The sequence below is a fragment of the Streptomyces tibetensis genome (genome assembly GCF_007655005.1).
GTDB classification, from domain to species: Bacteria; Actinomycetota; Actinomycetes; order Streptomycetales; family Streptomycetaceae; genus Streptomyces; species Streptomyces tibetensis.
In genome coordinates this window covers 1-22,751 of record NZ_SZVW01000005.1, presented here as the reverse complement: position 1 = coordinate 22,751, position 22,751 = coordinate 1, and the positions used below count along the sequence as shown (strand labels likewise).

General features: G+C 71.0%; 21 protein-coding genes, 1 pseudogene and 1 riboswitch. Of the genes and pseudogenes, 5 read left to right on the top strand and 17 right to left on the bottom strand.

Annotation, left to right across the window (positions count from 1 at the left end; translation table 11 throughout):
- Positions 1 to 16: 16 nt before the first annotated feature.
- A complete protein-coding gene (locus FDO69_RS09455; RefSeq protein ID WP_478131762.1) occupies positions 17 to 1,654 on the bottom strand; it encodes a GMC oxidoreductase in 1,638 nt (545 codons plus the stop codon).
- 125 nt (positions 1,655 to 1,779) lie between these two features.
- Positions 1,780 to 2,922 carry a glycosyltransferase family 4 protein gene (locus FDO69_RS09450; RefSeq protein WP_104779310.1) on the bottom strand — a complete coding sequence of 381 codons (1,143 nt, stop codon included), beginning with the start codon at positions 2,920 to 2,922 and terminating at the stop codon, positions 1,780 to 1,782.
- 117 nt (positions 2,923 to 3,039) lie between these two features.
- Between FDO69_RS09450 and FDO69_RS09445 the strand changes: the two genes are divergently transcribed.
- Positions 3,040 to 4,278, top strand: a complete 1,239-nt coding sequence (locus tag FDO69_RS09445) for a glycosyltransferase family 87 protein (RefSeq protein ID WP_104779309.1) — start codon at positions 3,040 to 3,042, stop codon at positions 4,276 to 4,278.
- Here FDO69_RS09445 and FDO69_RS09440 read toward each other — a convergent pair.
- Entirely contained in the window at positions 4,239 to 5,561 is a 1,323-nt protein-coding gene (locus tag FDO69_RS09440; RefSeq protein ID WP_104779308.1) for an MATE family efflux transporter, read from the bottom strand. The genes FDO69_RS09445 and FDO69_RS09440 overlap by 40 nt on opposite strands.
- A 105-nt stretch (positions 5,562 to 5,666) precedes the next feature.
- Here FDO69_RS09440 and FDO69_RS09435 point away from each other — a divergent pair, with 105 nt between their 5' ends.
- The gene (locus FDO69_RS09435; protein ID WP_104779307.1) at positions 5,667 to 6,197 is read left to right on the top strand and encodes a PadR family transcriptional regulator; all 531 of its coding nucleotides are present in this window, start codon (positions 5,667 to 5,669) and stop codon (positions 6,195 to 6,197) included.
- Positions 6,198 to 6,224: 27 nt separating this feature from the next.
- Here the strand turns inward: FDO69_RS09435 and FDO69_RS09430 are convergent, their stop codons facing one another.
- The 5 genes from FDO69_RS09430 to FDO69_RS09410 form a co-directional block, all read right to left on the bottom strand.
- A complete protein-coding gene (locus tag FDO69_RS09430) occupies positions 6,225 to 7,409 on the bottom strand; it encodes a hypothetical protein (protein ID WP_104779306.1) in 1,185 nt (394 codons plus the stop codon).
- A gap of 33 nt (positions 7,410 to 7,442) precedes the next feature.
- Positions 7,443 to 8,456 (bottom strand): C40 family peptidase, encoded by a 1,014-nt coding sequence (locus FDO69_RS09425; RefSeq protein WP_104779305.1) that lies wholly within the window; start codon positions 8,454 to 8,456, stop codon positions 7,443 to 7,445.
- Positions 8,457 to 8,709: 253 nt separating this feature from the next.
- Positions 8,710 to 9,750, bottom strand: coding sequence for a C40 family peptidase (locus FDO69_RS09420; protein WP_104779304.1), 1,041 nt, complete (start codon positions 9,748 to 9,750; stop codon positions 8,710 to 8,712).
- A gap of 245 nt (positions 9,751 to 9,995) precedes the next feature.
- Positions 9,996 to 11,345, bottom strand: coding sequence for an NYN domain-containing protein (locus FDO69_RS09415; RefSeq protein WP_104779303.1), 1,350 nt, complete (start codon positions 11,343 to 11,345; stop codon positions 9,996 to 9,998).
- A 37-nt stretch (positions 11,346 to 11,382) separates the two neighbouring features.
- A complete protein-coding gene (locus tag FDO69_RS09410; protein WP_003989675.1) occupies positions 11,383 to 11,622 on the bottom strand; it encodes a hypothetical protein in 240 nt (79 codons plus the stop codon).
- 159 nt (positions 11,623 to 11,781) lie between these two features.
- On the opposite strand from FDO69_RS09410, the gene FDO69_RS09405 reads away from it, so the two are divergent.
- Both FDO69_RS09405 and FDO69_RS09400 read left to right on the top strand, forming a co-directional pair.
- Positions 11,782 to 12,534: a rhomboid family intramembrane serine protease gene (locus FDO69_RS09405; protein ID WP_104779661.1), complete on the top strand. Its 753-nt coding sequence runs from the start codon at positions 11,782 to 11,784 to the stop codon at positions 12,532 to 12,534.
- The gene (locus tag FDO69_RS09400; protein WP_030848030.1) at positions 12,531 to 12,812 is read left to right on the top strand and encodes an Lrp/AsnC family transcriptional regulator; all 282 of its coding nucleotides are present in this window, start codon (positions 12,531 to 12,533) and stop codon (positions 12,810 to 12,812) included. Before FDO69_RS09405 ends, FDO69_RS09400 begins: the two co-directional genes overlap by 4 nt.
- Positions 12,813 to 12,994: 182 nt before the next feature.
- Here the strand turns inward: FDO69_RS09400 and FDO69_RS09395 are convergent, their stop codons facing one another.
- The 6 genes from FDO69_RS09395 to ctaE form a co-directional block, all read right to left on the bottom strand.
- Positions 12,995 to 14,362 carry an aminotransferase class V-fold PLP-dependent enzyme gene (locus FDO69_RS09395; RefSeq protein ID WP_104779302.1) on the bottom strand — a complete coding sequence of 456 codons (1,368 nt, stop codon included), beginning with the start codon at positions 14,360 to 14,362 and terminating at the stop codon, positions 12,995 to 12,997.
- A gap of 133 nt (positions 14,363 to 14,495) precedes the next feature.
- A riboswitch (SAM riboswitch) is annotated at positions 14,496 to 14,612 on the bottom strand.
- An 85-nt stretch (positions 14,613 to 14,697) separates the two neighbouring features.
- On the bottom strand, positions 14,698 to 15,762 hold the full coding sequence (gene trpD, locus FDO69_RS09390) for an anthranilate phosphoribosyltransferase (RefSeq protein ID WP_104779301.1): 1,065 nt from the start codon (positions 15,760 to 15,762) through the stop codon (positions 14,698 to 14,700).
- Positions 15,763 to 15,897: 135 nt separating this feature from the next.
- Positions 15,898 to 17,520, bottom strand: coding sequence for a cytochrome bc1 complex cytochrome b subunit (gene qcrB / locus FDO69_RS09385; RefSeq protein WP_104779300.1), 1,623 nt, complete (start codon positions 17,518 to 17,520; stop codon positions 15,898 to 15,900).
- Positions 17,517 to 18,590 carry a cytochrome bc1 complex Rieske iron-sulfur subunit gene (gene qcrA, locus FDO69_RS09380; protein ID WP_104779299.1) on the bottom strand — a complete coding sequence of 358 codons (1,074 nt, stop codon included), beginning with the start codon at positions 18,588 to 18,590 and terminating at the stop codon, positions 17,517 to 17,519. The genes qcrB and qcrA overlap by 4 nt, the downstream gene beginning before the upstream one ends.
- Complete coding sequence (gene qcrC, locus FDO69_RS09375) at positions 18,587 to 19,399, bottom strand: cytochrome bc1 complex diheme cytochrome c subunit (RefSeq protein WP_104779298.1); 813 nt, start codon at positions 19,397 to 19,399, stop codon at positions 18,587 to 18,589. Before qcrC ends, qcrA begins: the two co-directional genes overlap by 4 nt.
- Positions 19,400 to 19,480: 81 nt before the next feature.
- Positions 19,481 to 20,101, bottom strand: a complete 621-nt coding sequence (ctaE, locus tag FDO69_RS09370; protein WP_020272940.1) for an aa3-type cytochrome oxidase subunit III — start codon at positions 20,099 to 20,101, stop codon at positions 19,481 to 19,483.
- Positions 20,102 to 20,246: 145 nt separating this feature from the next.
- On the opposite strand from ctaE, the gene FDO69_RS09365 reads away from it, so the two are divergent.
- The gene (locus FDO69_RS09365) at positions 20,247 to 20,648 is read left to right on the top strand and encodes a response regulator (RefSeq protein ID WP_104779297.1); all 402 of its coding nucleotides are present in this window, start codon (positions 20,247 to 20,249) and stop codon (positions 20,646 to 20,648) included.
- 94 nt (positions 20,649 to 20,742) lie between these two features.
- Here FDO69_RS09365 and FDO69_RS09360 read toward each other — a convergent pair whose 3' ends face one another.
- The 3 genes and pseudogenes from FDO69_RS09360 to FDO69_RS09350 all read right to left on the bottom strand — a co-directional run.
- Complete coding sequence (locus FDO69_RS09360; RefSeq protein WP_104779296.1) at positions 20,743 to 21,996, bottom strand: L,D-transpeptidase; 1,254 nt, start codon at positions 21,994 to 21,996, stop codon at positions 20,743 to 20,745.
- Between the two features lie 131 nt (positions 21,997 to 22,127).
- Positions 22,128 to 22,526, bottom strand: coding sequence for a cytochrome c oxidase subunit 4 (locus FDO69_RS09355; protein ID WP_104779295.1), 399 nt, complete (start codon positions 22,524 to 22,526; stop codon positions 22,128 to 22,130).
- A pseudogene (locus tag FDO69_RS09350) lies at positions 22,523 to 22,751 on the bottom strand (aa3-type cytochrome oxidase subunit I); the annotation flags it as partial. The pseudogene FDO69_RS09350 and the gene FDO69_RS09355, both read right to left, overlap by 4 nt.

Below are 22,751 nucleotides of genomic sequence, written 5' to 3'. Positions count from 1 at the left end.
GCCCCTCGCCGGTCGGCTATGGCGCGGTGTCCTCGGTGAGGACCCGCGCCATCGTGCGTTCGGCGAGCGCGGTGATGGTGACGAAGGGGTTCACCCCGAGCGACCCGGGCACGAGCGAGCCGTCGGTGACGTACAGCCGGGGATATCCCCTGACCCGCCCGTAGTCGTCGGTCGCCCTGCCCAGCACGCAGCCGCCGAGCGGGTGGTAGGTGAAGTCGTCGGCGAAGACCTTGTTCTTCGAGCCGAACAGGTCGTACCGGTAGATCGTCGCGTTGGCCGCGTTGATGCGGTCGAAGAGCTTCTTGGCCATGGCGACGGAGACCGCGCTGTGGGCGGCCGTCCAGCCGAGCCGCAGCCGGTCCGAGCCGGTGTCGTAGGAGAAGGACGCCCGTTCCGGGTTCCTGGTGATCGCCAGGTAGAGGCTCACCCAGTGCTCCAGGCCCGTCGGCAGCGGGGCGATCTCGGCGAACACCGGGTTCTCGGTGTTCGCCCAGTCGTCGATGCCCATGACCGGCATGGTCGACTGGTTCGCCCCGACGGTGTCCCACAGGTGGTTGGCCCGGCCCAGCATCACGTTGCCGTTGGTGCCCCAGCCGGCGCCGACACTGGCGTCGAGGCCGGGAAGCGTGCCCGTCTCCCGGGCGCGCAGCAGCAGTTCGGTGGTGCCGAGGCTGCCGCCGCCGAGGAAGAGGTACGTACAGCCGTACTCCCTGGTCTCGACGACCTTGCCGGTCTCGTCGATGCGGTCGGCGGTCAGGACCCAGGTCCCGTCCGGCGCGCGGTTGATGGCGCGCACCTTCTCCAGGGTGTGGAGGGTGACGTTGCCGGTGCCGAGCGCGGCGGCGAGGTAGGTCTTGTCGAGGCTGCGCTTGCCGTGGTTGTTGCCGTAGATGACCTCGCCGCCGAGTGCCGACTTCGGGGCGGTGCCGGCCGCCTCGCGCTCCATGTGGCCGAAGTCGTAGACGCTCGGCACGAAGGTGGTCCGCAGGCCGGTCTTCTCGGCGTGCTTGCGGGAGACGCGGGCGAAGCGGTACCACTCCGTCGACTCGAACCAGGCCGGGTCGACGGTGTTCACACCGAGGGCGGCGCGGGCGCGCGGGAAGAACGTGCCGTACATCTCGTCGGCGTCGACGGTGGGGAACTGCTCGGCGAAGTACGACCGGGGCGGGGTGACCGCCATGCTGCCGTTGACCAGGGAGCCGCCGCCGACGCCCCGGCCGACGTACACGGACATCTGGTCGAAGTGCACGCGGTCCAGGGCCCCCGGGTAGCGGCCGATGTCCCGGTTGACGACGTCCAGCCAGAGAAAGGTGCCGAGGGGGGCCTCGGTGCGGGTGCGGAACCACATGGAGCGGTGGTCGGGGGCGCTCGTGGTGCAGAAGACCTTGCCGTCGGGGCCGGCGGTGTTCCAGAGGCGGCCCATCTCCAGGACGATCGTGCGGATGCCGGCCTGGGCGAGGCGGAGGGCGGCTACGGCGCCGCCGTAGCCGGAGCCGACGACGATGGCGGGGGCGGTGTCGACCGCGTCGGGCTGGGCGGCTCGGGCGCTTTGGAGGCCGATGCGGGTGAAGCCGAGCGCTGCCGCGGTCTGCAGGGCTGCCATGCCGAGGATCTGACGTCTTGTCAGGTGACGCTGCATCAGTTTCGCTGTCATGTTGCGCAGCATCGGCGGATTGGTGGGTTCCGCCTAGTGGGGTGGGGCTTGATTGTTCGTGGGCGGGTGCGGGTCGTTCGTGGTTGATCGCGCAGTTCCCCGCGCCCCCGAGAAGGCAGACTGCTCTACAGCAAGTTCTTCAGGTGCTCTGCCAGCAGGTCCCAGCGCCACTTCTCCTCGACCCATTCGCGGCCCCGCTCGCCCATCCTGCGGCGCAGTTCCGCGTCGCCCAAGAGGACGGTGATGCGGTCGGCGGCCTCCTGCGGGGAGCCGCCGCGCACCACCCAGCCCGTCTCGCCGTCCAGGACCGCGTCCGGGGCGCCGCCCGAGTCGCCGGCGACGACCGGGAGGCCCGTCGCCGAGGCCTCCAGGTAGACGATGCCGAGGCCCTCGACGTCGAGGCCGCCGCGGCGGGTGCGACAGGGCATCGCGAAGACGTCGCCGGCGCCGTAGTGGGCGGGCAGCTCCGACCAGGGCACGGCGCCGGTGAAGCGGACGGCGGCGGCGACGCCGCTCTCGTGCGCGAGCCGCCGCAGGTCCTGCTCGTAGGGGCCGCCGCCGACGATCAGCAGGACGGTGTCGGGCTCGGCCGCGAGGATGCGGGGCATGGCCCGGATCAGGGTGTCCTGCCCCTTGCGCCGGACCAGCCGGGAGACGCACACCACCACCGGGCGGTCCGTCAGGCCCAGCCGGGCCCGGACCTCCTCGCCGCCCGAGCCGGGGTGGAAGGTCTTCTCGTCGACGCCGGGCGGCAGCTGCGCCATCCGGGCGGCCGCCTCGGGGGTCAGGGCGGAGGCGATGCGCGAGCGGGTGTACTCGCCGAGGTAGGTGATCGTGTCCGTGGCGTCGCCGATCCGGCGCAGCAGCTGCCGGGCGGCGGGCAGCTGGGCCCAGCCGGCCTCGTGGCCGTGCGTGGTGGCGACCAGCCGCTCGGCGCCCGCGCCGCGCAGCGCCGGGGCCATCAGGCCGAGCGGGGCCGCCGCCCCGAACCACACCGAGGTGCACCCGTGCTCCCGCAGCAGGCCGACGGCCCTCCGGGTGGCGCCGGGCGTCGGCAGCAGCATGGTCGTACGGTCGCGTACGACGGTGAAGGGCTGCTCGGCGTCGAAGGCGCGGGTCGCCTCGACGCCCTCCCGGGTCCGCTTCCAGGTCGAGGCGTAGACGACCAGCTGCTGCGGGTCCAGCCGCAGCGCCATGTTGTGCAGAAACGCCTGGATGCCCCCGGGCCGGGGCGGAAAGTCGTTCGTCACGATCAGGGTCTTGCGCACGCCGTCGACCCTACCGAACCGCCCTCACGGCCCTGTGCGGAAGCACATATGGCACGCTCACAGCCTGCGGGCCCATCATGGCCTCATCAACACCGCGCGCGAACGGGCAGGGATCACGTGAAGACGACGGGCACGAGGCGGTCCCTGGCATGGCTGCCGGTGGTCTGGTGTCTCACGAGGCTGGTGCTGCTGCTGTTCGTCCTGAAGGTGTACGTCTTCCCGGGCCCGGACGTCACGAGCGACGTCCACGTGATCTACCAGGGCTGGTACCACGTGCTGAGCACCGGGACCTTCCCGCTGGCCGACGTCACCTGGCAGTACCCGCCCGCCGCCGCGCTGGCGATCCTCTCCCCCGGCCTGCTGCCCTTCCTGGACTACGCGACGGCCTTCTTCGTGCTGGTCTGCGTCACCGACCTGGCCGTGCTGGCCCTCATGGCGTACGCGGGACGCCGCCCGGGCCGGTCGCTGCGCGGCGCCTGGGTGTGGGTGATCGGCGTACCGCTGCTCGGGCCGACGGTGTACGCCCGCTACGACGTGATGGTCACGGCGGTGGCCATGGCCGCGCTGCTCGCGGGCGCCCGGCACCCGAGGGCCATGGGCGCCCTGGCCGCCTTCGGCGCGCTGCTGAAGGTCTGGCCGGCGATGCTGCTCCTGGCCGCCCGCCGGCGCAGCGCCTGGGTGTCGGCCCTGCTGACCGGCATCGCGGTGACCGGCGCGTTCGCGCTGACCATGCCCGGCGCGTTCGCCTTCCTGACGTTCCAGCGCGACCGGGGCACCGAGGTCGAGTCGCTGGGCGCGCTGGTCTTCCATGTCGCCCGGCACTTCGGCTGGCAGGGCTCGGTGCTGCTGAACTACGGCTCGATCGAGTTCCTCGGGCCGTATGTGAGCGAGGTGAGCACCGGCGCGCTGTTCCTGACGGGGGCGGCCTTCGGCTGGCTGGTGCTGTGGCGGCTGCTGGCGCGGCGCTTCGAGGAGCACACGTTCGCCGACGCGGCCTTCGTGGCGGTGCTGATGTTCACCACCACCAGCCGGGTGATCAGCCCCCAGTACATGGTGTGGCTGGTGGGGCTCGCGGCGGTGTGCCTGTACTTCCCCGGCAGCCGGATGCGGCTGCCGGTCGCCCTGGTGCTGGTCGCGTGCTTCGTGACGGTGCTGGAGTTCCCGTTCTACTTCGCCGACGTCGTGGCCAGCAACGGCCTCGGCCTGACCCTGCTCTTCCTGCGCAACGGCCTCCTGGTGGCCGCCACGCTGATCGCGGCCCGGGCCCTGTGGCGGGCGACCGTACCGCCCGTCACCCCGCCCGCCCCCGTGCCCTCTCAGCCGGCCCGGACGGACGAGACCCCCGTCTCCTCCTGAACCGGGACCCGCCGGAACAGCAGCCCCACCAGGGCGCACTGCACAGCCGCCGCGCACGCCGACGCCAGGCACACCCCGTACAGCCCGAGCCCCGTCAGTCCGTACGCGAGCACAAGCTGGACCACCGTCCCGAGCACGGTGACGCGCAGCAGCGCAGGGGCGTCACCGCCGCCCTCGAAGACACCGCCCAGCGCGATCAGACACGCCATCAGCACGAGGTAGGGCCCGACGCAGCGCAGGAACAGCACACCCTCGTGCGCGACCGCGGGTCCGGCGCCGAGGGCGGCCATGATCCAGGGGGCGCCGGCGGCCAGCAGCACGGCCGCGGTGAGGCCGAGGGCCGCGGAGAGGAGCACGGCCTGCCTCCCGATCGCCCACCGTGCGTCACGCCCCGCCCCGCGCGTGTGGGCGGTGTGGATGGCGGCGGCCTGGCGGACGGCGTAGAAGGCCATGGTCGCCACGTACATGGCCTTGTACGCGATCGCGTACGCGGCTACGGCCGTCACGCCGAGCCGGGCCACGATCGCGACCAGGACCAGGGCGCCCGTCTGCCGGACGGTGAAGTCGGAGGACATCGGCAGGCCGGTCGTCAGCGTCCGGCGCAGGGAGAGCGCCACGGTCTCCCCCGGCTCGGCCCGGCGGGCCGTGCGCAGCAGGGTGTTGCGGCGCAGCGCCAGGAGTCCCGCCCCGAGGGCCACGCACCGGGACAGCACTGTGGCGGCCGCGGCGCCCCGGACGCCGTGGAGATGGACGAAGAGCGGGTCCAGGACCAGGATCAGGCCGTTGGCCAGCAGCGCGAGCCGCATCGGGGTGCGGGTGTCGCCGGTGCCCTTGAGGAGGCCGTCGACGAGTTGCTGGGCGAAGAAGACGGCCATGCCCGGCATGGAGAGCGTGAAGTAGGCGACGGCGAGTGGGAGGGCGGCGCCGTCGGCCCCTCCCAGTACCAGCCGGGCCAGCGGTTCGCGGGCGAGCAGGCCGCCCGCCACCACCGGGGGTGTCACCAGCGCCCACAGCGCCCAGCCACCCCGCACGGCGGCCCGTACGGCCCCCGGATCACGGGCGCCCCGGGCGTGGGCGACCAGCACGGTGGTGCCGGAGCCGAAGATCAGCGCGACACCGAGCAGCACGTTCTCCGTGCTGGTCGCCACGGCCACGGCGGCCACGGCCGGACCCCCCAGCCGGGCGACCCAGACGGTGTTGACGATCCCGGCGGCGACCGAGGCGAGGAGTGAGAAGTAGACGGGGCGAGCGAGCAGCAGGAGCTGCATGCGGTGGGTGTTCACGGTGGCGGTCCCCCTGAGGCCTGGTGAACCTCGATTCGAGCTATCTCGATTCGAGGTAGCTCGTTAAGAGGTAGCATGCGGTGTCGACCACCCGCAAGGAGGACCATGCTGGAGCTGTCGATCCTGGGCTTCCTGGCCGAGCAGCCGCTGCACGGCTATGAGTTGAAGGAACGCATCAAGGCGCTGACCGGGCATGTCCGGCCGGTGAGCGACGGCGCGCTCTACCCGGCGATCACCCGGCTCACCACGGCGGGCCTGCTCGACCAGCGCACCGAGCCGGGTGCGAGCGCGGCCCCGCGCCGGATCCTCGCTCTGACGGCGAAGGGCAGGGAGGAACTGCTGGCGCGGCTGCGCGACCCCAAGCAGACCGAGATCACCGACCACGTCCGCTTCAACACGGTCCTCGCGTTCCTTCGCCACCTGCCCGACCGGCACGAGCAGGCCGCGGTGCTGCGCCGCCGGCTGGACTTCCTCGATGCGCCGACGAGCTTCTTCTACGACTCCGGCAGACCGGTCCGCGCCGAGGAGGCGGACGACCTGTTCCGCCAGGGCATGCTGCGCGTGGCCCGGGCGACGGGCGAGGCGGAACGGGCCTGGCTGCGGGAGGCCGTCGAGGTGCTGGAGCGGCCGGAGTGAGGGCGCGGGCGGTCCTCCCGGTCCGTTTCAGCCCAGCTGGTCCCGCAGATACGCCCGCCAGGCTTTCGTGAAGGCATCAGGAGTGGTTCCCAGGACCTTCCGCAGCGCGTCCTCCACCGCCCCGGCCCGCTGCCGGTGCTCCCCGACGGCCCGGTAGAACGCGCCCAGCCGGGCCTCGCCCCAGCGGTCGGCGATCAGCCGGCACGCCGTCCAGCCGCTCTCGTAGGAACGGGCCAGGCGGCTCGCGTCACCGGTGAACCCGAAGTCCTCGTCGCCGGGGAGCGCGGAGGGGAGCCGGTCCTCACGGACGGCCCGGGACAGTTCCGGCGCGGCCTCGACGGGGGTACGGCCGGCGGCGCGGTAGCCGACCCAGTCGGCGTACCCCTCGGACAGCCACAGCGGCGTGGCGGCCGTGGTGCGGGCGCGGGTGGCGACATGGGTGGTCTCGTGGGTGATGACGACCTGCTCGCCGAGACCGCCGAGGAGCGCGAACGCGTCCGGGTTGACGATGATCCGGTCCGCGGGCGCCCGGGCCGGTGCCCCCGTCTCGCCGGTGGTGACCGCCGCGATCCCGCGGTAGGAGGAGGCGGGCGAGCCGAGCAGCCCCGCCATCCCCTCCACCGACTTCGGCACGAGCACGACGACCCGCCGGCTCCAGTTGGTGCCCCACGCGTCCGACACGGCCGGTACGGCGCGGTCGGCCAGGTCCGCGAAGTCCCGCAGCGCCTGCCCGGACTGCCCGACTCCCAGCACGAGACTGTGCCGTCCGCGGACCAGCTCCACCGACCCCTGGTCCCACAGCTGCTGTGCGGACTTCTTCGCCGGCCGGTCGGTGTCGACGGACCAGCGCCCGTCCGCGTCCCGGTCCAGCCGGAGGGTGCGCCCCGCGGTCACCGGCGCCTGGTCGTACCCGGCGACGCGGTAGCGCAGTTCGGCGTCGGCGGTGGCCGTGTCGCCGGTGCGGCGCACCGCGGTCACCCGGTACGACCACGCGGCCACGGGCACCGCCCGCAGCCGGGCGAAGTCCGTCCCCTCGCCCGTCCGTTCATAGGCCCGCTCGTCGCGGTCCACGACGGCGGCGGCCCGCCGGTCCAGGAGGCGCTGGACGTCGGCCGTGGCGCTGTCGGCCGTGGACCGCCCGCCGCACCCGGCCAGGGAGGCGAGCAGCACGACGAGCGCCACCAGCGCGGACCCCGACCTTCGACCAGCCACGTCCCCGATCGTACGGGCGCTCGGCCGCGCCGGTCAGACCCTCGTGACCGACGAGACGGGCATCATCCCGACCGGGTCGTAGCGCACGGGCGCGCCGGGGTAGGGCGCGTGGATGACCTGGCCGTCGCCCATGTACATCCCGACATGGCTGGCGTCGCCCCGGTAGACGACCAGGTCCCCGGGGCGCGCCTCGGACAGCGGGACCTGCCGGCCGGCGTACCGCTGGCCCTGCGAGGTGCGCGGCAGGGAGACCCCGGCCTGGGCGTAGGACCACTGCATCAGGCCCGAACAGTCGAAGCCGGTGGGCCCGTTGGCGCCCCAGACGTAGGGCTTGCCGAGTGCGCTGCGGGCGGCGGCGACGGCCGCGGAACCGCGGCCCGAGGCGGCGGTGGCGCCGCCGGGGCCGGGCAGGCCCGGGCGGCCGGAGCGGGAGGCGCGTCCGTAGGCGTCGCGCTCGGCGTCCGGCAGGGAGTTGAGCAGTCGCCGGGCCGTGGCGAGTTTCCGCTCCACGGTCTTCTTGTGGGCGGCGACGGCCTTGCGGCTCTTCTCCAGTTCGCGGAGCTTGCCGGCGGCCTCCTCGCGCTCCTGGGCGAGTTCGCGCAGGGCGTCCTGGAGTTTCGTCAGCTCACCGGCCTGGCGGGCGGTGAGGCGGTCGAGCCGGGACGCGTGGTCGAGGTAGTCGTCCGGGTCGTCGGAGAGCAGCAGGGCGAGGGACGGGTCGATGCCGCCCGAGCGGTACTGGCCTCCGGCGAGCGAACCGAGGGACTCGCGCAGGTTGTTGACGCGCTGCTGCTGTCGGGCGACGCGGTCCCGGGCGGTGCCGGCCTCCGCGCGCAGCGCGTCGGCGCGCTCGTCGGCCTCGTTGTACGCCTCGGTCGCCTTCTCGGCCTGCTCGTAGAGCCGGTCCACGTCGGCCCGGGTGTCGTCGTGCGGTGCGGCGCCGGCGGGTACCGCGCCCAGGGCGGCGGCCGCGACGGACAGGATGCTGACGGCGGCACCGGCGCCCCGGTCGAACCCGGACGGTGCAAGGCGGCGATGGGACCCCACGGGAAGCCGCTCTCCTTCCGCTGGCGGACTTGGAACGCGGCAGACAGTAGCCCCGCGAGAGGGGGCCGCCAACGACCATCCGTGGGTGTCCAGCACTGCGCCCCGCCGCTGACGCAGGTCAATGGCGGGGCGTGGGCTCACTCGGGGCGGTCGTGATTCGCCCGAACGGCGGACACGGTGTCCTGATCTTGAAGGCGCCGAGCGGCTTGCCTGCCCGACCTGGGGACGAGCTCGCGAGCTTCGAGGACCGGGGTCAGACCCGGACGCCGAACATGAACGGGCCGCCGATGGTGCTCATCGACTCGTAGCGGACGACCGTGCCGGTGCGCGGGGCGTGGATGATCTGCCCGTTGCCGGCGTAGAGGCCGACGTGGTGCAGGTCGTTGAAGAAGAAGACCAGGTCGCCGACCTTGAGCTGGCTGGTCGAGTAGATCTTGGTGCCGATCTGGGCCTGGGCCTCGGAGGTGCGCGGGATCTGGATGCCGGCGGAGGCGTAGGCCCGGGAGGTGAGGCCGGAGCAGTCGAAGGAGCTCATGCCGGTGGCGCCGTAGACGTAGGGCTTGCCGAGCTGGCTCTGGGCGAAGGCGAACGCGGCCGCGGCGCGGCCCGAGCCGGGCGGGACGTCGACGTCGAGGGCGTCGCGCTCGCTGGCCCGGCTGGCGCGGCTCTGCTCGGCGGCGAGTGCGGCCTTCTCGGCGGCGGTGAGGCTGTTGAGCAGCTTCTGCGCGGAGGCGAGCTTGCCCTGGACTTCCTTCTTCTTGTTGCCGAGTTCGGTCCGGGTGGAGGCGAGGTCCTTGAGCTTCTCGGACGCCTCGGCACGCTCCTGGGCGAGTTCGCGCTGCTTCTCCTGGACCTTCTTCAGCGCCTCGACCTGCTGGCTGCTCAACTGGTCGAGCGTGGAGGCCTTGTCGAGGTAGTCCTCGGGGTTGGCGGAGAGGAACAGCTGAACGGAGGGGTCGATGGAGCCGGTGCGGTACTGCGAGGCGGCGGCGAGACCCAGGCTGTCGCGGAGCTCGTTCAGCTCCTCCTGGCCGCGGGCCACGTTGTCCTGGATGGTGGAGATCTCCTTCTGGAGCTTCTCCTGCTTCTCCTTGGCCCCGTTGTACTTCTCGGTGGCCTGCTCGGCCTCCTCGTAGAGCTTGTCGACCTTGGCCTTGACCTCGTCCTTGCTCGGCTTCTCACTGGGGGCCGCGTTGGCGGCCTGTGAGCTGAAGGCGACGGCAGCGGCGGCAGCTGTGGTCAGCACGGTCACACGTGCGCGGCTCGGCTGCTTCGGACGACGGTGGGACGCCACGGGTGAAAAGCTCCTTCTGGCCCCTCCGCCGTCTCTCCCGATGAGTGATCACCCGAGCGGAGGTTGGGCCCGACCCTAGTGACCTTCCTGTGATCAGTTCAAATCCTCAGATGAAAAATTGCGTCACGGTAGGCCATCTTTTCCCCTGGACTCACAGGCGGTGAGTCCCATTTGACTCTCCGTGGCTCGCCGGCCTCACCAATCCGGGCATCACGCCCGGACGTTACACAGCGGGCGTACGCCCCCTAGGCGCGCGAAAGGCGCTTGAGCAGCATGGCCGACGCCACCGGGCGGGCACCGGCCCGGGCCACGCCGTCGGCGACCTCACGGTCGGTGGACGCCACGATGACCGGACGCCCCGGCGGTTCGGCGCGCACCAGTTGACGGATGAGTTCGTCGGCGGTGACGCCCGGCTTCGAGAACAGCACGCGTACGCCGCGCGGCGGGGCCAGCAGCACCGGCGCGGCGAGCTCGGCGCCGTCGAAGACGCAGGTCACCTCGGCGCCGCTCTGCGCGGCCAGTTGGGAGAGCTGCCCGAGCAGCCTCAGGCGCTGCTTCTCCAGCGGCATCTGCGGATAGCCGGTCTTGGTGACGTTGTAGCCGTCGACGACCAGATGGGCCTGCGGCAGCGCCAGCAGCTGGTCGAGGACCTGCGGGTCGTTCTCGGACAGGGCGCGGGCGGCGATGTCCTTCGGGGACATCCGGCCCGGCTCGACGGCGTCCACGGTCTCGGCGGGCCGCACCGACACCGGCGGCAGGGCCAGTTCGCGACGGAGCCCCTGGGTGGCGTCCAGGAGGGTGTCCAGCAGCAGCCGTACCCGCATGTCCTCGACGCTGCGGCCCTCGCGGGCGGCCCGGCGCGCGGCCTCCAGGGCGGCCTCGGTCTCGCTCAGCCGGGACTTGACCCGCCGGGTCTCGCTCTCGGCGGCGGACACCTGGGCGTGCCCCTCGGCACGGACGGCGTCGATCTCGCCCTGCGCCTTGCGCAGGGCGGCCTCGCCACGCTTGACGTCACTGAGGGCGGCGCGCAGCTTGCGGTGCAGCGCCTCGGTTTCCCTTTTGGCCGATTCCAGCTCCGTACGCAGCCGCTCGGTCTCGGCCCGGGTGTGGTCACGGGCCCGGTCGAGCTCGGCACGCAGCCGCTCCAGTTCGGCCCGGCTCTCCTCGTCGGCGCGCTCGGCGTCGGCCCGCTGGGCCTCCTCGCCGGCGGCGGCCACCAGCTTCACCCAGCCGGGTGGCCGCAGTACGTAGGCCGCGGCCGCCACGTCGAGCGGGTCCGCGGCCGGGGGCGGGGAGCCTGAGTCGAGGGCGCCGGTCAGCTCCGGCTGGGCCTCTCTGAGCTTCTCCCCGATGCGCTGCCGGAACAGCGGATCCGTCTCCAGCGCGGCGGCCATCGCGTTGCCGGCGAACTTCGCCCGGCGGTTCGGCGCGAACCGGGCGTACTGCCTCAGCTGCGCGGGCAGCTCGCCGACCGTCAGTGAGCCGAAGCCGTCGGAGACGATCTGCACCACTCTGCGGCGCACGCCGTCGGGCAGCGGACGGTCGAGCACCTCGGCGGCGCCGTCGCCCGGCCCCCCGCCCGTGGTCTCCGCCATCCGTCACACCCCAATGCCTGTGCGGGGCCTGCTCCCGTCAGGAGCCGGCGCCCGGCCTGTCCACGAGTTCCACCTGGTCCACCGCGTTACACCAGCGGCAGCGCACCGACTCGATGGTCTCACTGAGGACCTCGCGCTCCTCGACCTTCGGCTCTCCGGCCAGGTCGAGGTGGACGTACTCGACGACCTTCGACGAGCGGGTCACGTCGAACCTCGTGAGGTTGCCGCAGAGGGTGCAGCGCCACCGCGTCTCGGCGGTCGGCAGGGGAACCGTCATCGTGACCTGTTCTCTTTCCTTCTAGTGTCCGTGACGCGACCGGCATCCCCGGCGCGTATGGCTCGTAACCCTACGGCCTGGCGGGTCCTCGCCGCCCGCGCGTCCACGGCGGCGAGGCGGTCTGTGCGGTTGCGTCCGGTTACGTCATGCTCTGTGTTCATGATCAGCAAGTGGAGCGCGTCGATCATCCGGGCCGGCCGATCGGTCCGGGGGTCCTCGGCACCGGTGACGTACGCACTGATCGCCCTGTGCTGCGCGGTCTTCCTGGCCGGCCCCGCCTCGGGACTCAATCCGGCGTACGGCACCGGCGACGAGGTGCTCGCCGTGCAGCGGGCCTACTTCCGGCGCTGGGGAGTGATCCCCGCAGAACTGTTCGAAGTATCCGCGGGGTCGGCCCTCACCCCCGCGACGGCGCTCTTCGTCCACGGCAGCTGGGTCCACCTGCTCGGCAACATGCTCTTCCTCTACGTCTTCGGGGCGATGACCGAGGAGCGGATGGGCCGGGTGCACTTCACCCTGTTCTACGTCGGCTGCGGCTACCTGGCCCTGCTGGGCTACGCCGTCGCCAACGCGGACTCCGAGCAGTCCCTGGTCGGCGCCTCGGGGGCGATCTCGGCGGTCCTCGGTGCGTTCCTGTACCTGTTCCCCCGGGCCCGGGTGACCAGTCTCCTGCCGTTCCTGTTCTTCCTGCCGGTGCGCTTCCCGGCCTGGGTCGTCCTGCCGTTCTGGGCGGCGCTGCAGTGGCTGGCGGCGGGGCGGGCCCCGGACGGGCCGGGGGTGGCCTACCTCGCCCACCTGATCGGATTCGCTCTGGGCTTCGGCTACGCGTCGGTCCGCTACGGCCGCCCCACCGGCCCCACTAGAGTGAAGGCCGCCCCTGCTCCGGCCCCCGAGGGAGAGAACCAGCCGTGATCACCGCGATCGTCCTCATCAAGACCAGCGTGGACCGGATCCCCGAGATCGCCGAGTCGATCGCGGCGCTGGACAGTGTCAGCGAGGTCTTCTCCGTCACCGGCACCTACGACCTGATCGCGATGGTCCGGGTCAAGGAGCACGAGGACCTGGCGGAGGTCATCCCGGGCCGGATCAGCAAGATCCCCGGGGTGGAGGGAACCGACACGCACGTGGCGTTCCGCACGTACTCGCAGCACGACCTGGAGGCGGCGTTCTCGATCGGGCTGGACAACTAGTCCCCGTCCCGGCGGTCGCCGCCCCCGGTGATCCCCGTCCCCGGCAGTCGCAGCCCCTGGTGATCCCCGTCCCCGGTGGTCGCCGCCCCCGGTGACTCCCGTCCCCGGCAGTCGCCGCCCCCGGTGACTCCCGTCCCCGGCAGTCGCCGGGCCCGGTGGCGCCGGGCCCGGCGTCGACCGGCTCAGGCGGAGGTGTCCGGCACGCAGCGGCCGTCCTGCGTGCGGTAGTTCCACTTCGCCCCGTCCGTCACGAGCTCCCTGACCGCCCGCACGAACCGCTCCACGTGCTCGTCCGGCGTGCCGGCGCCGAAGCTGACCCGGATGGCGTTGAGGGACTTCTCCCCGGGCGCGGCCTCGGGGGACCCGCACTCGCCCTGCGCCTGCGGGTCACTGCCGAGCAGCGTGCGCAGCAGCGGGTGGGCGCAGAACAGCCCGTCCCGTACGCCGATGCCGTACTCGGCGGACAGGGCGGCGGCGAAGTGGGAGCTGTTCCAGCCCTCGACGACGAAGGAGAGCACGCCGACGCGCGGCGCGTCGTCCCCGAAGAGGGACAGGAACCGCACCTCGGGGACGTCGGCGAGAGCGTCGCGCACGGTGCGGACCAGGTGCTGCTCACGCGCGACGAGGGTGTCGAAGCCCGCCTCGCTCAGGGCCTTGCAGGCCGAGGCGAGGGCGTAGGCGCCGATGACGTTGGGCGAGCCGGCCTCGTGGCGGGCGGCGCTGTCGTGCCACTCCACGTCCACTCCCCCGTCCTCACGCCGGCTGACCTTGCGGCTGGCGCCGCCGCCCGCGAGGTACGGCTCGGCCGCGCGCAGCCAGTCGGCCCGCCCGGCCAGGACGCCCGAACCGAAGGGCGCGTACAGCTTGTGCCCGGAGAAGGCGACCCAGTCGACGTCGAGGTCCGCGACGGACACGGGGTGGTGGGGGGCCAGCTGGGCGGCGTCCAGCACGATCCGCGCGCCGTGGGCGTGCGCGACGGTCGCGAGCTCGCGTACGGGCCACAGCTCACCGGTGACGTTGGAGGCGCCGGTGACGCAGACGAGGGCCGGGCCGTAGGGGTCCCGGTCGGCGAGGGCGCGCTCCAGGGTCTCGACGGCCTGCCTGGGGGTGCGCGGGGCGTCGAGGTAGGTGACCCGGGCGTCCTGCCAGGGCAGCAGGGAGGCGTGGTGCTCGGTCTCGAAGACGAAGACCTGGCAGTCGGCGGGGAGCGCGGCGGCGAGGAGGTTGAGGGAGTCGGTGGTGGACCGGGTGAACACGACCTGGTCGTCCTCGCGGCAGTCGAGGAACTCGGCCACGGTCCGGCGGGCGTTCTCGAACAGGTCGGTCGACAGCTGGGACAGGTACCCGGCACCGCGGTGCACGCTGCCGTAGTACGGCGCGTAGGCCGCGACGTCGTCCCAGACCCGCTGGAGCGCCGGGGCGCTGGCGGCGTAGTCGAGCGCGGCGTAGGTGACCTCACCACCGGTCACGAGCGGCACGGTGACATCCCGTCCCAGAACGGGCAGCGGGGCGCAAACGGACTGGGCGGCGGCAAGGGTGGAGACAGACATGACGGAACTCCCGTGAAGGCAGGTGAAATCCGCCCGCGAGCGCGCACGGCTCGAGCGGGGGTGAAAGGAAAGGGGATGCGGAGGCGGGGCTCTGCGGCCCTATCGCATTCGCTGGTTCACGAAAAGACTCCTCGTCACGCGCTTGCCGTAGACCTCGCTGCCTACGACCCGGTCTTCACCCGGGGCACCCCGCCACGGACGGAGGGTTGCCGGACAGTCGGCCGGGGCCTCATGACTGTCACTCATGACCTGTTCAGGAACGTACGCGAAAAGATCGGCGCCCCGCAACCCGAGTCCGGATCGCGGGACGCCGGCCCCTTCGCCCACGAGGGCCGCTACGCGTTGCTCGCGGCCACCCAGCGCTCCAGCGTGCGCTTCGCCGCCCCCGAGTCGATCGACTCGGCCGCCTTCGCCATCCCGGCGCCGATCTGCTCTGCCAGGGGCGCGGCGGTGGGCTCCAGGGCCACCAGCGCCGCCGCGGAGTTCAGCAGGACCGCCTCGCGGACCGGGCCTGTCTCGCCGTCCAGCAGCCGCCGCGCGACCTCGGCGTTGTAGGAGGCGTCCGCGCCGCGCAGCGCCTCCACGGGGACCAGTTCGAGGCCCACGTCACGCGGGTCGAAGGCCTCCTCGGTCACCTCGCCGTCCCGGACGGTCCACACCCGGGACGTGGCCGTGGTGGTCAGCTCGTCGAGGCCGTCGTCGCCCCGGAAGACCAGGGAGGAGTTGCCGCGCTCGGCGAAGACGCCCGCGACGATCGGCGCCATGCGGGGGTCCGCCACGCCGACGGCCTGGGCGCGGACCCGGGCCGGGTTGGTGAGCGGGCCGAGGGCGTTGAACACCGTGCGGATGCCCAACTGGCCGCGGGCGGCGCCCGCGTGGCGCAGCGCCGGGTGGAACTTCACCGCGAAGCAGAAGGTGATCCCGGCCTCCTCGGCCACCTCCGCGACCCGGTGCAGCGGCAGCTCCAGGTTGACGCCGAGCTTCTCCAGCACGTCGGAGGCCCCGGACGCCGAGGACGCGGCCCGGTTGCCGTGCTTGACGACCTTGGCGCCGGTGCCCGCGACGACGATCGAGGACATCGTGGAGATGTTGACCGTCTTCGCGCCGTCACCGCCGGTGCCGACGATGTCGACCGTCGCCCCGGGCACCTCGATCACGTTGGCGTGCGCGTACATCGTGCGGACCAGGCCGTTGATCTCCTCGACGGTCTCGCCCTTGGCGCGCAGGGCCACGACGAACCCGGCGATCTGCGCCTCGGTCGCCTCGCCGCGCATGATCCGGTCCATCGCCCAGGCGGTGTCGTCCGCGCTCAGGTGCCTGCCGTCCAGCAGGCCGTTCAGCAGCAGGGGCCAGGAGCGGCCCGCCGCGGTGTCGCCTCCAGCGGGGGTCACAGCGCTCATAAGCCGCTCCAGGGTCAGGCGTCCCGTACTACGGGACGAGAGTCTCAACAGGTCCACCCTATCCAGCCGCGAGCACCGCGAAGGGCCCCGTCTGATGATCGGACGGGGCCCCTCTGTGGCGTGGCGAAGCAGTGATCAGTGGTGGCCGTGGCCGCTCGTGATCTCCCGGTACTCCTCGGCGGTGGGCTTCGGGATCTGGGAGCCCTCGCCGTAGTAGGCGTCGCTGAGCTTGGCGCGCAGCTTCTCGGAGCCCTTCACCTTGCGCTCGACACCGTTCTCGTCGACCGTCGGGCCGATCTCGGCCGGCTTGTACTGCTCATGCGCCGTGAGCGTGTACATCTGCTCCTGGCTGAGCGGCTCGTGCACCTCGATGAACTCACCGTGCGGCAGGCGCTTGATGATGCCCGACTCGCGGCCGTGCAGCACCTTCTCCTTGTCCCGGCGCTGCAGGCCGAGGCAGATGCGCTTGGTGACGATGAAGGCGATGACCGGGCCGAGGAAGAACCCGATCCGGACGAACCAGGTCACCGAGTTGATCGACAGGTGGAAGTGCGTGGCGACGATGTCGTTGCCACCGCCGATCAGCATGATGATGTAGCCGGTGACCCACGCGACACCGACACCGGTGCGGGTCGGGGCGTTGCGCGGCCGGTCCAGGATGTGGTGCTCGCGCTTGTCCCCGGTGACCCACGACTCGATGAACGGGTAGAGGGCGATGATCCCGAGGAAGACACCGAAGAGCACCAGCGGGATGAACACGCCCAGGACGAGCGTGTGACCCCAGAGGTTGATCTCCCAGCCCGGCATGGCCCGGATCAGACCCTCGGCGAAGCCCATGTACCAGTCGGGCTGGGCACCGGTCGACACCTGGTCGGGCCGGTACGGGCCGAGGACCCAGATCGGGTTGATCGTCGCGATGCCGGCGAGGGCCGCGATGGCACCGAAGACGAGGAAGAAGAAGCCTCCGGCCTTGGCCATGTAGACCGGCAGCAGCGGCATGCCGACGACGTTCTTGTTGGTCCGGCCGGGACCCGCGAACTGGGTGTGCTTGTGGTAGAAGACCAGGATCAGGTGGCCGACCACGAGCCCGAGCATGATGCCCGGCAGCAGCAGGATGTGGATCGAGTAGAACCGGGCGACGAAGTCGGTGCCCGGGAACTCCCCGCCGAACAGGAACATCGAGATGTACGTGCCCACGATCGGCACGGACAGGATCGCACCCTGCGTGAAGCGGACACCCGTGCCGGAGAGCAGGTCGTCCGGGAGCGAGTAGCCGGTGAAGCCGGTGAACATGCCCAGGACGAACAGCAGGAAGCCGAACATCCAGTTGATCTCGCGCGGCTTGCGGAACGCGCCGGTGAAGAAGACGCGCATCATGTGCACGAACATGCCGGCGAGGAAGATGATCGCCGCCCAGTGGTGGATCTGCCGGATGAGCAGACCGCCGCGGACGTCGAAGCTGATGTCCAGCGTGGAGGCGAACGCCTCCGACATCAGCTGCCCCTGGAGCGGGACGTAACTGCCGTGGTACTCCACCTCGTTCATCGACGGGTGGAAGAACAGCGTCAGGTACACACCCGTGAGGATGATGATGATGAAGCTGTAGAGGCAGATCTCACCGAGCATGAAGGACCAGTGGTCCGGGAAGATCTTGCGCATGTTGGCCTTGGCCAGGGAGTAGATCCCGAGGCGGCCGTCGGCCCAGTCGGCGACCCGCTCGCCGGCGGGCGCCTTGCGGCGTGTCTGTGCAGTGCTCATCCGCGCTCCCAGAAAGCAGGGCCGACGGGCTCTTCGAAGTCGCCGAGCGCCTCGAGGTAGCCCTCGTCGTTCACGCCGATGCGGAGCTGCGGCAGGGCGTGACCGGCGGGACCGAAGATGACTCGGGCACCGTCGGAGAGGTCGAAGGTGGACTGGTGGCAGGGGCAGAGCACGTGGTGCGTCTGCTGCTCGTACAGGGAGATCGGGCAACCGACGTGGGTGCAGATCTTCGAGTACGCGACGATGCCCTGGTGCGACCACTCGAGCTCGCGCTTGTCCTTGATGTCCTCCGGCTGGATCCGGACGATCATCAGGGCGGCCTTGGCGATCTCGTTCTGGAAGTCGTGGTCGTGCTCCTCCAGGCCCTCGGGCTTGGCGAAGGTCAGCGAACCGACCGCGACATCGGACGGACGCAGCGGCTCGTTGGTGTTCATGTTGACGAGCAGCTTGCCCTTGGACCACAGCGTGTGGCGGAGCTTGGTGCCGGGCAGCGGACCGAGGTCGCGCAGCAGCACGACGCCGGAGAGCGGCACCAGCGTCAGCGCGCCGAGCATCGTGTTGCGGATCAGCTTGCGGCGGCCGAGCGCGGACTCCTTGGCGCCCTGCTTGAAGTCCGCGAAGACCTTCTCGCGGACCTCGGGCGACGCCTCGATCGCGTGCCGCTCGTCGGCGACCTCCACGTCGGACATCAGGGTGCGGGCCCAGTGGACGGCGCCGGCGCCGATGCAGAACAGCGCGATGCCGAGCGACAGGCCCAGCGCGAAGTTCAGCGCGCTGATGTGCCCCAGCGGGAAGATGAAGACCGCCTTGTCGACCGGGATCGCCACGAAGGAGGCGATGAAGGCGACGGTGGCCAGCATCGACACCGTGAACAGCAGGGCGACCGAACGCTCGGACCGCTTGGCGGCCCGCTCGTCGATGTCCTGGATCCGGTGCTCGTGAGGCGGCAGGCCCGGGTCGGCGAACGGGTTCTTGTCGTCCGCGACGCTCACCGCGCCGTGCCCGTGCTCGTCATGTCCTGCGGACTGCGCGGCAGGCAGGTTCTCTTCTGGAATGTCTTGGCTACTCATGACTTCTTGGCCTTTGCGGTCCGGGCGGCGACCCACACGGCGACGGCGATCAGACCGCCGAGACCGAAGATCCAGCCGAACAGGCCCTCGCTGACCGGCCCGAGGCCACCCAGTTCGAGGCCGCCGGGGCTCTCGGTCTTTTCGCTGTTGACCGCGTCGAGGTACGCGATGATGTCCTTCTTGTTCTTCTCCGACAGCGTGGTGTCGGGGAAGGACGGCATGTTCTGCGGGCCGGTCTGCATGGCCTCGTAGATGTGCTTCGGGGAGACGCCCTCGAGGGTCGGCGCGTACTTGCCGTGCGTCAGAGCGCCGCCCTTGCCGGTGAAGTTGTGGCACTGCGCGCAGTTGGTGCGGAACAGCTCACCGCCCTTGGCGATGTCGGCACCCTCGGGGCCGTACTGCTCCTCCGTCGGGACGGACGGACCGGCGCCCAGCGACGAGATGAACGCCGCGAGCTGGTCGATCTCGGCCTGCGAGTAGATGTTCTTCTTCTGCGGGACCTGGGGGCCCTGGGAGGTGGCGGCCGGCATCCGGCCGGTGCCCACCTGGAAGTCGACGGCCGCGGCGCCCACACCCACCAGGCTCGGCCCGTCGGAGGTGCCCTGACCGCCGGTGCCGTGGCAACTGGCGCAGCCGACCGAGTAGAGCTTCTTGCCCTCCTCGATGGTGAGGGACTGGGCGGTTTCGTCGGCCTGCGCCTTGTCCGCGGGTGCGAACACGGCGTACAGCCCCCCGGTGCATGCCAGCGCGAGGAGTAGGACGACGAGCGCCGCCAACGGGTGGCGTCGTCGTGCGGAGAGCTTTTTCACGGATTACCCCGGTGTCAGGATCTTCTGCGTCGATGCTTCTGGGATGCGCGCTTCGTCGAGCACGCGCGGATGCGGGCCCTGCTACTTGATCATGTAGATCGTGGCGAAGAGACCGATCCAGACGACATCGACGAAGTGCCAGTAATAGGACACGACGATCGCGGCCGTCGCCTGCTCGTGGGTGAACCTCCGGGCCGCGTAGGTCCGGCCCAGGACCAGCAGGAAGGCGATGAGACCGCCCGTCACGTGCAGGCCGTGGAAGCCGGTGGTCAGGTAGAACACCGAGCCGTACGGGTCGGAGGACAGGGACAGGCCCGCGTCCTTGACCAGCTCCGTGTACTCGAAGACCTGACCGCCGATGAAGATCGCGCCCATCACGAACGTGACGATGAACCACATCCGGAGCTTCTTCACGTCACCGCGCTCGGCGGCGAAGACGCCGAGCTGGCAGGTGAGCGAGGAGAGCACCAGGATGGTGGTGTTCGTCGCCGAGAACGGGAAGTTGAGATGGGCAGCCATCTCCTTCCAGTGATCGGGACCCGTCACCGATCGCAGGGTGAAGTACATCGCGAAGAGGGCCGCGAAGAACATCAGCTCGGAACTCAGCCAGATGATCGTTCCGACGCTGGTGAGGTTCGGCCGATTGACCGACGGGTGCGCGTGCCCGGTTTCTACTGTCGTTGCTGTCGCCACGACCGACATTATGTCGGTCGCTTATCCCGCCCTCACTCCGGGGGGTGCCGTTCGGAGTGTCTAAGCCGGTCGTACCGGTGTTGACGTGGTGTTCAAGGGAGTAGCATCCGGCCCAACGGGCCTGTCCTTACGACGTTGACGTCACGGAGGAACAATGCAGCCGACCGCCACGGTGCTGGTCTACAGCGACGACTCCAACACTCGCGAGCAGGTGCGGCTCGCCACGGGACGGAGGCCGGCTCCGGACGTCCCCGTGGTGGAGTTCATCGAGTGCGCGACTCCCGCAGCGGTGCTCACCGAGCTGGACCGGGGTGGGATCGACGTCTGCGTGCTGGACGGTGAGGCCGTGCCGATGGGGGGCATGGGCCTCTGCCGGCAGATCAAGGACGAGGTGTTCGACTGTCCGCCGGTGCTGCTGCTGATCGGGCGGCCTCAGGACGCGTGGCTGGCGACGTGGAGCCGCGCCGAGGCCGCGGTGACTTTGCCGGTGGAGCCGGTGGAGTTCGCCGCGGCTCTGGCTTCGCTGCTCCGGGACAAGGCGGCTTTGAACGCCTAGGGGCTCGGGGCTCCTGCTTGTTTCGCGAGTGCGGGTGATCTGTGGCTTGTCGCGCAGTTCCCCGCGCCCCTGGGGGCGACGTCCCCGGGGGCGTCTAGACGCTCTGGGGCCTCAGGCGGGCCCTGTCGGCGTCCGTGGGGCCGTCCGGGGTGCCGCCGAGGAGGGCGCTCCCGGTGCGCCACTTCGCCCAGTCGAGGTTCCAGTCGCCGTAGCCGTTGCCGAACGGCGCCATCACGTCGCCGCTGGAGTTGATGACCTTCACGATGTCGCCCTCGCGGACGGTGTCGTAGAACCAGGCCGCGTTCTCGGTGCTCATGCCGGTGCAGCCGTGGCTGACGTTGGCGTAGCCCTGGGAACCGACCGACCAGGGCGCGGCGTGGACGTACTCGCCGCTGTTGGTGACCCGGACCGAGTGGTGTACGACCAGGTCGTAGAAGTCCGAGGAGCCGATGCTGGCGCTGGTCATGCGGACGGTGCCCTCCTTGGCGAGGACGACCTTGACGCCGTTGCGGGTGTCGTAGCCGGGCTTGCCCGTGGTGACCGGTATCTGGCGGATGATCTCGTCGTTCTTGTAGACGGTCATCTGGTGGGCGGCGGCGTCCGTGACGGCTATGAGCTTGTCCGCGGTGGTGAAGGTCAGCGGCTTGGCCTTGCCGCCCCACATGCGATCGCCGATCTTGATGCCCTGCAGGTTGCTGCGGACCTGGACGGTGGCCTGGGCGGGCCAGTAGTCCTTCGGGCGGTAGTGGAGCTTCTTGTCGTCCACCCAGTGCCAGGCGCCGTCCGCGGCGGGCGTGGAGGAGACCTTGAGGGCACGCTCCACGACGGCTCGCTGGGCCCTGTCCTTGACGGGCTGGCTCAGCTCGGCGGTGACGGGCTGCCCGACGCCGTAGGTGCCCGTCTTGGGGCCGAAGGTGACGTCCAGGCGCTTCTTGGTGGTGGGCTTGCCGGTGTCGAAGGTGACGACCTTGCGGCCGGGCGCCCCGTCCTCGTCCTCGGTGCTCACGCGGACCGTGTAGCTGGCGTTGGCGGCGAGCGGGGAGGTGCTGTGCCAGCGGCTGCCGTCGGCGGCGAGTTCGCCCGCCACGTAGCGTCCTGAGGCGTCGTGGGCCGTGACGTCCGTGATGCGCCCGTCGGAGTCCTCGACGACTTCCAGGGGCTTGTCCGGGTCGGCCTTCTTGCGATCCCCGTCGGGGGCGTTGAAGGAGATCTGGTCGGCCGCGTCGTAGGGGCGGGCGGCCAGCGGGTTGCCGTCGGAGCCGCAGGCCGTGACGCCCGCGCTGAGGGCTATCAACAGCAGTGTGCAGCTGACGACGGTGCGGGGGCGGGAGATCACTGTGTGGCTCATGACCCCACGCTAGGAACCGACGTCAACAGCGGCACGCCGAGCGACTCGTACGAGTGAAACGCATTACGGCAACAGCAGGGGCCCGGACGCTCCTCTCGGAGTGTCCGGGCCCCTGCGGCGCTCAGCGCGTGCTACTGGGTGCGGTTCTCACCGCGGTAGTACTCGAAGACCCAGCCCCAGATGCCGATCAGGATGACCGGCAGCGAGAAGTACATCAGCCACCAGCCGATGGCGACCGACAGGAAGGCGAGGGCGCCACCGATGGCCAGGGAGAACGGCTGCCAGCTGTGCGGGCTGAAGAACCCGACCTCGCCGGCGTCGTCCGCGACGTCCGCCTCCTTGTTGTCCTGTGCACCCACGTCGACCCGCTTGGCCGTGAAGCCGAGGTAGAAGCCGATCATGATGCACAGGCCGAAGGTCAGGAAGAGGGCCGTGGTGCCGGCCGGCTCCTTCGACCACACGCCATAGACGATCGCCATGACGAGGACGAAGAAGCTCAGCCACATGAACATCTTGCCCTGGATCTTCACTTGCCGGCCTCCTTGCCGCCAGCGAGGGCCTTGTCGCCGTGGCCCACGTTCTCGAGCTGGTCGAGAGCTGCGATCTCCGGGTGGTGCAGGTCGAACGCCGGGGATTCACTGCGGATCCGCGGCATGGTGATGAAGTTGTGCCGCGGCGGCGGGCAGGAGGTCGCCCACTCCAGGGAGCGGCCGTAGCCCCACGGGTCGTCGACGCCGACCGGCTTGCCGTACTTG

What these genes read in the sequence shown, in the direction of transcription:
- qcrA (WP_104779299.1), bottom strand. Translation starts at nt 18,590, where the DNA reads ATGAGTAGCCAAGACATTCCAGAAGAGAACCTGCCTGCCGCGCAGTCC.
- qcrB (WP_104779300.1), bottom strand. Translation starts at nt 17,520, where the DNA reads ATGAGCACTGCACAGACACGCCGCAAGGCGCCCGCCGGCGAGCGGGTC.
- FDO69_RS09435 (WP_104779307.1), top strand. Translation starts at nt 5,667, where the DNA reads ATGCTGGAGCTGTCGATCCTGGGCTTCCTGGCCGAGCAGCCGCTGCAC.
- ctaE (WP_020272940.1), bottom strand. Translation starts at nt 20,101, where the DNA reads ATGTCGGTCGTGGCGACAGCAACGACAGTAGAAACCGGGCACGCGCAC.
- FDO69_RS09415 (WP_104779303.1), bottom strand. Translation starts at nt 11,345, where the DNA reads ATGGCGGAGACCACGGGCGGGGGGCCGGGCGACGGCGCCGCCGAGGTG.
- FDO69_RS09395 (WP_104779302.1), bottom strand. Translation starts at nt 14,362, where the DNA reads ATGTCTGTCTCCACCCTTGCCGCCGCCCAGTCCGTTTGCGCCCCGCTG.
- FDO69_RS09455 (WP_478131762.1), bottom strand. Translation starts at nt 1,654, where the DNA reads ATGACAGCGAAACTGATGCAGCGTCACCTGACAAGACGTCAGATCCTC.
- trpD (WP_104779301.1), bottom strand. Translation starts at nt 15,762, where the DNA reads ATGAGCGCTGTGACCCCCGCTGGAGGCGACACCGCGGCGGGCCGCTCC.
- FDO69_RS09360 (WP_104779296.1), bottom strand. Translation starts at nt 21,996, where the DNA reads ATGAGCCACACAGTGATCTCCCGCCCCCGCACCGTCGTCAGCTGCACA.
- FDO69_RS09410 (WP_003989675.1), bottom strand. Translation starts at nt 11,622, where the DNA reads ATGACGGTTCCCCTGCCGACCGCCGAGACGCGGTGGCGCTGCACCCTC.
- FDO69_RS09365 (WP_104779297.1), top strand. Translation starts at nt 20,247, where the DNA reads ATGCAGCCGACCGCCACGGTGCTGGTCTACAGCGACGACTCCAACACT.
- FDO69_RS09405 (WP_104779661.1), top strand. Translation starts at nt 11,782, where the DNA reads ATGATCAGCAAGTGGAGCGCGTCGATCATCCGGGCCGGCCGATCGGTC.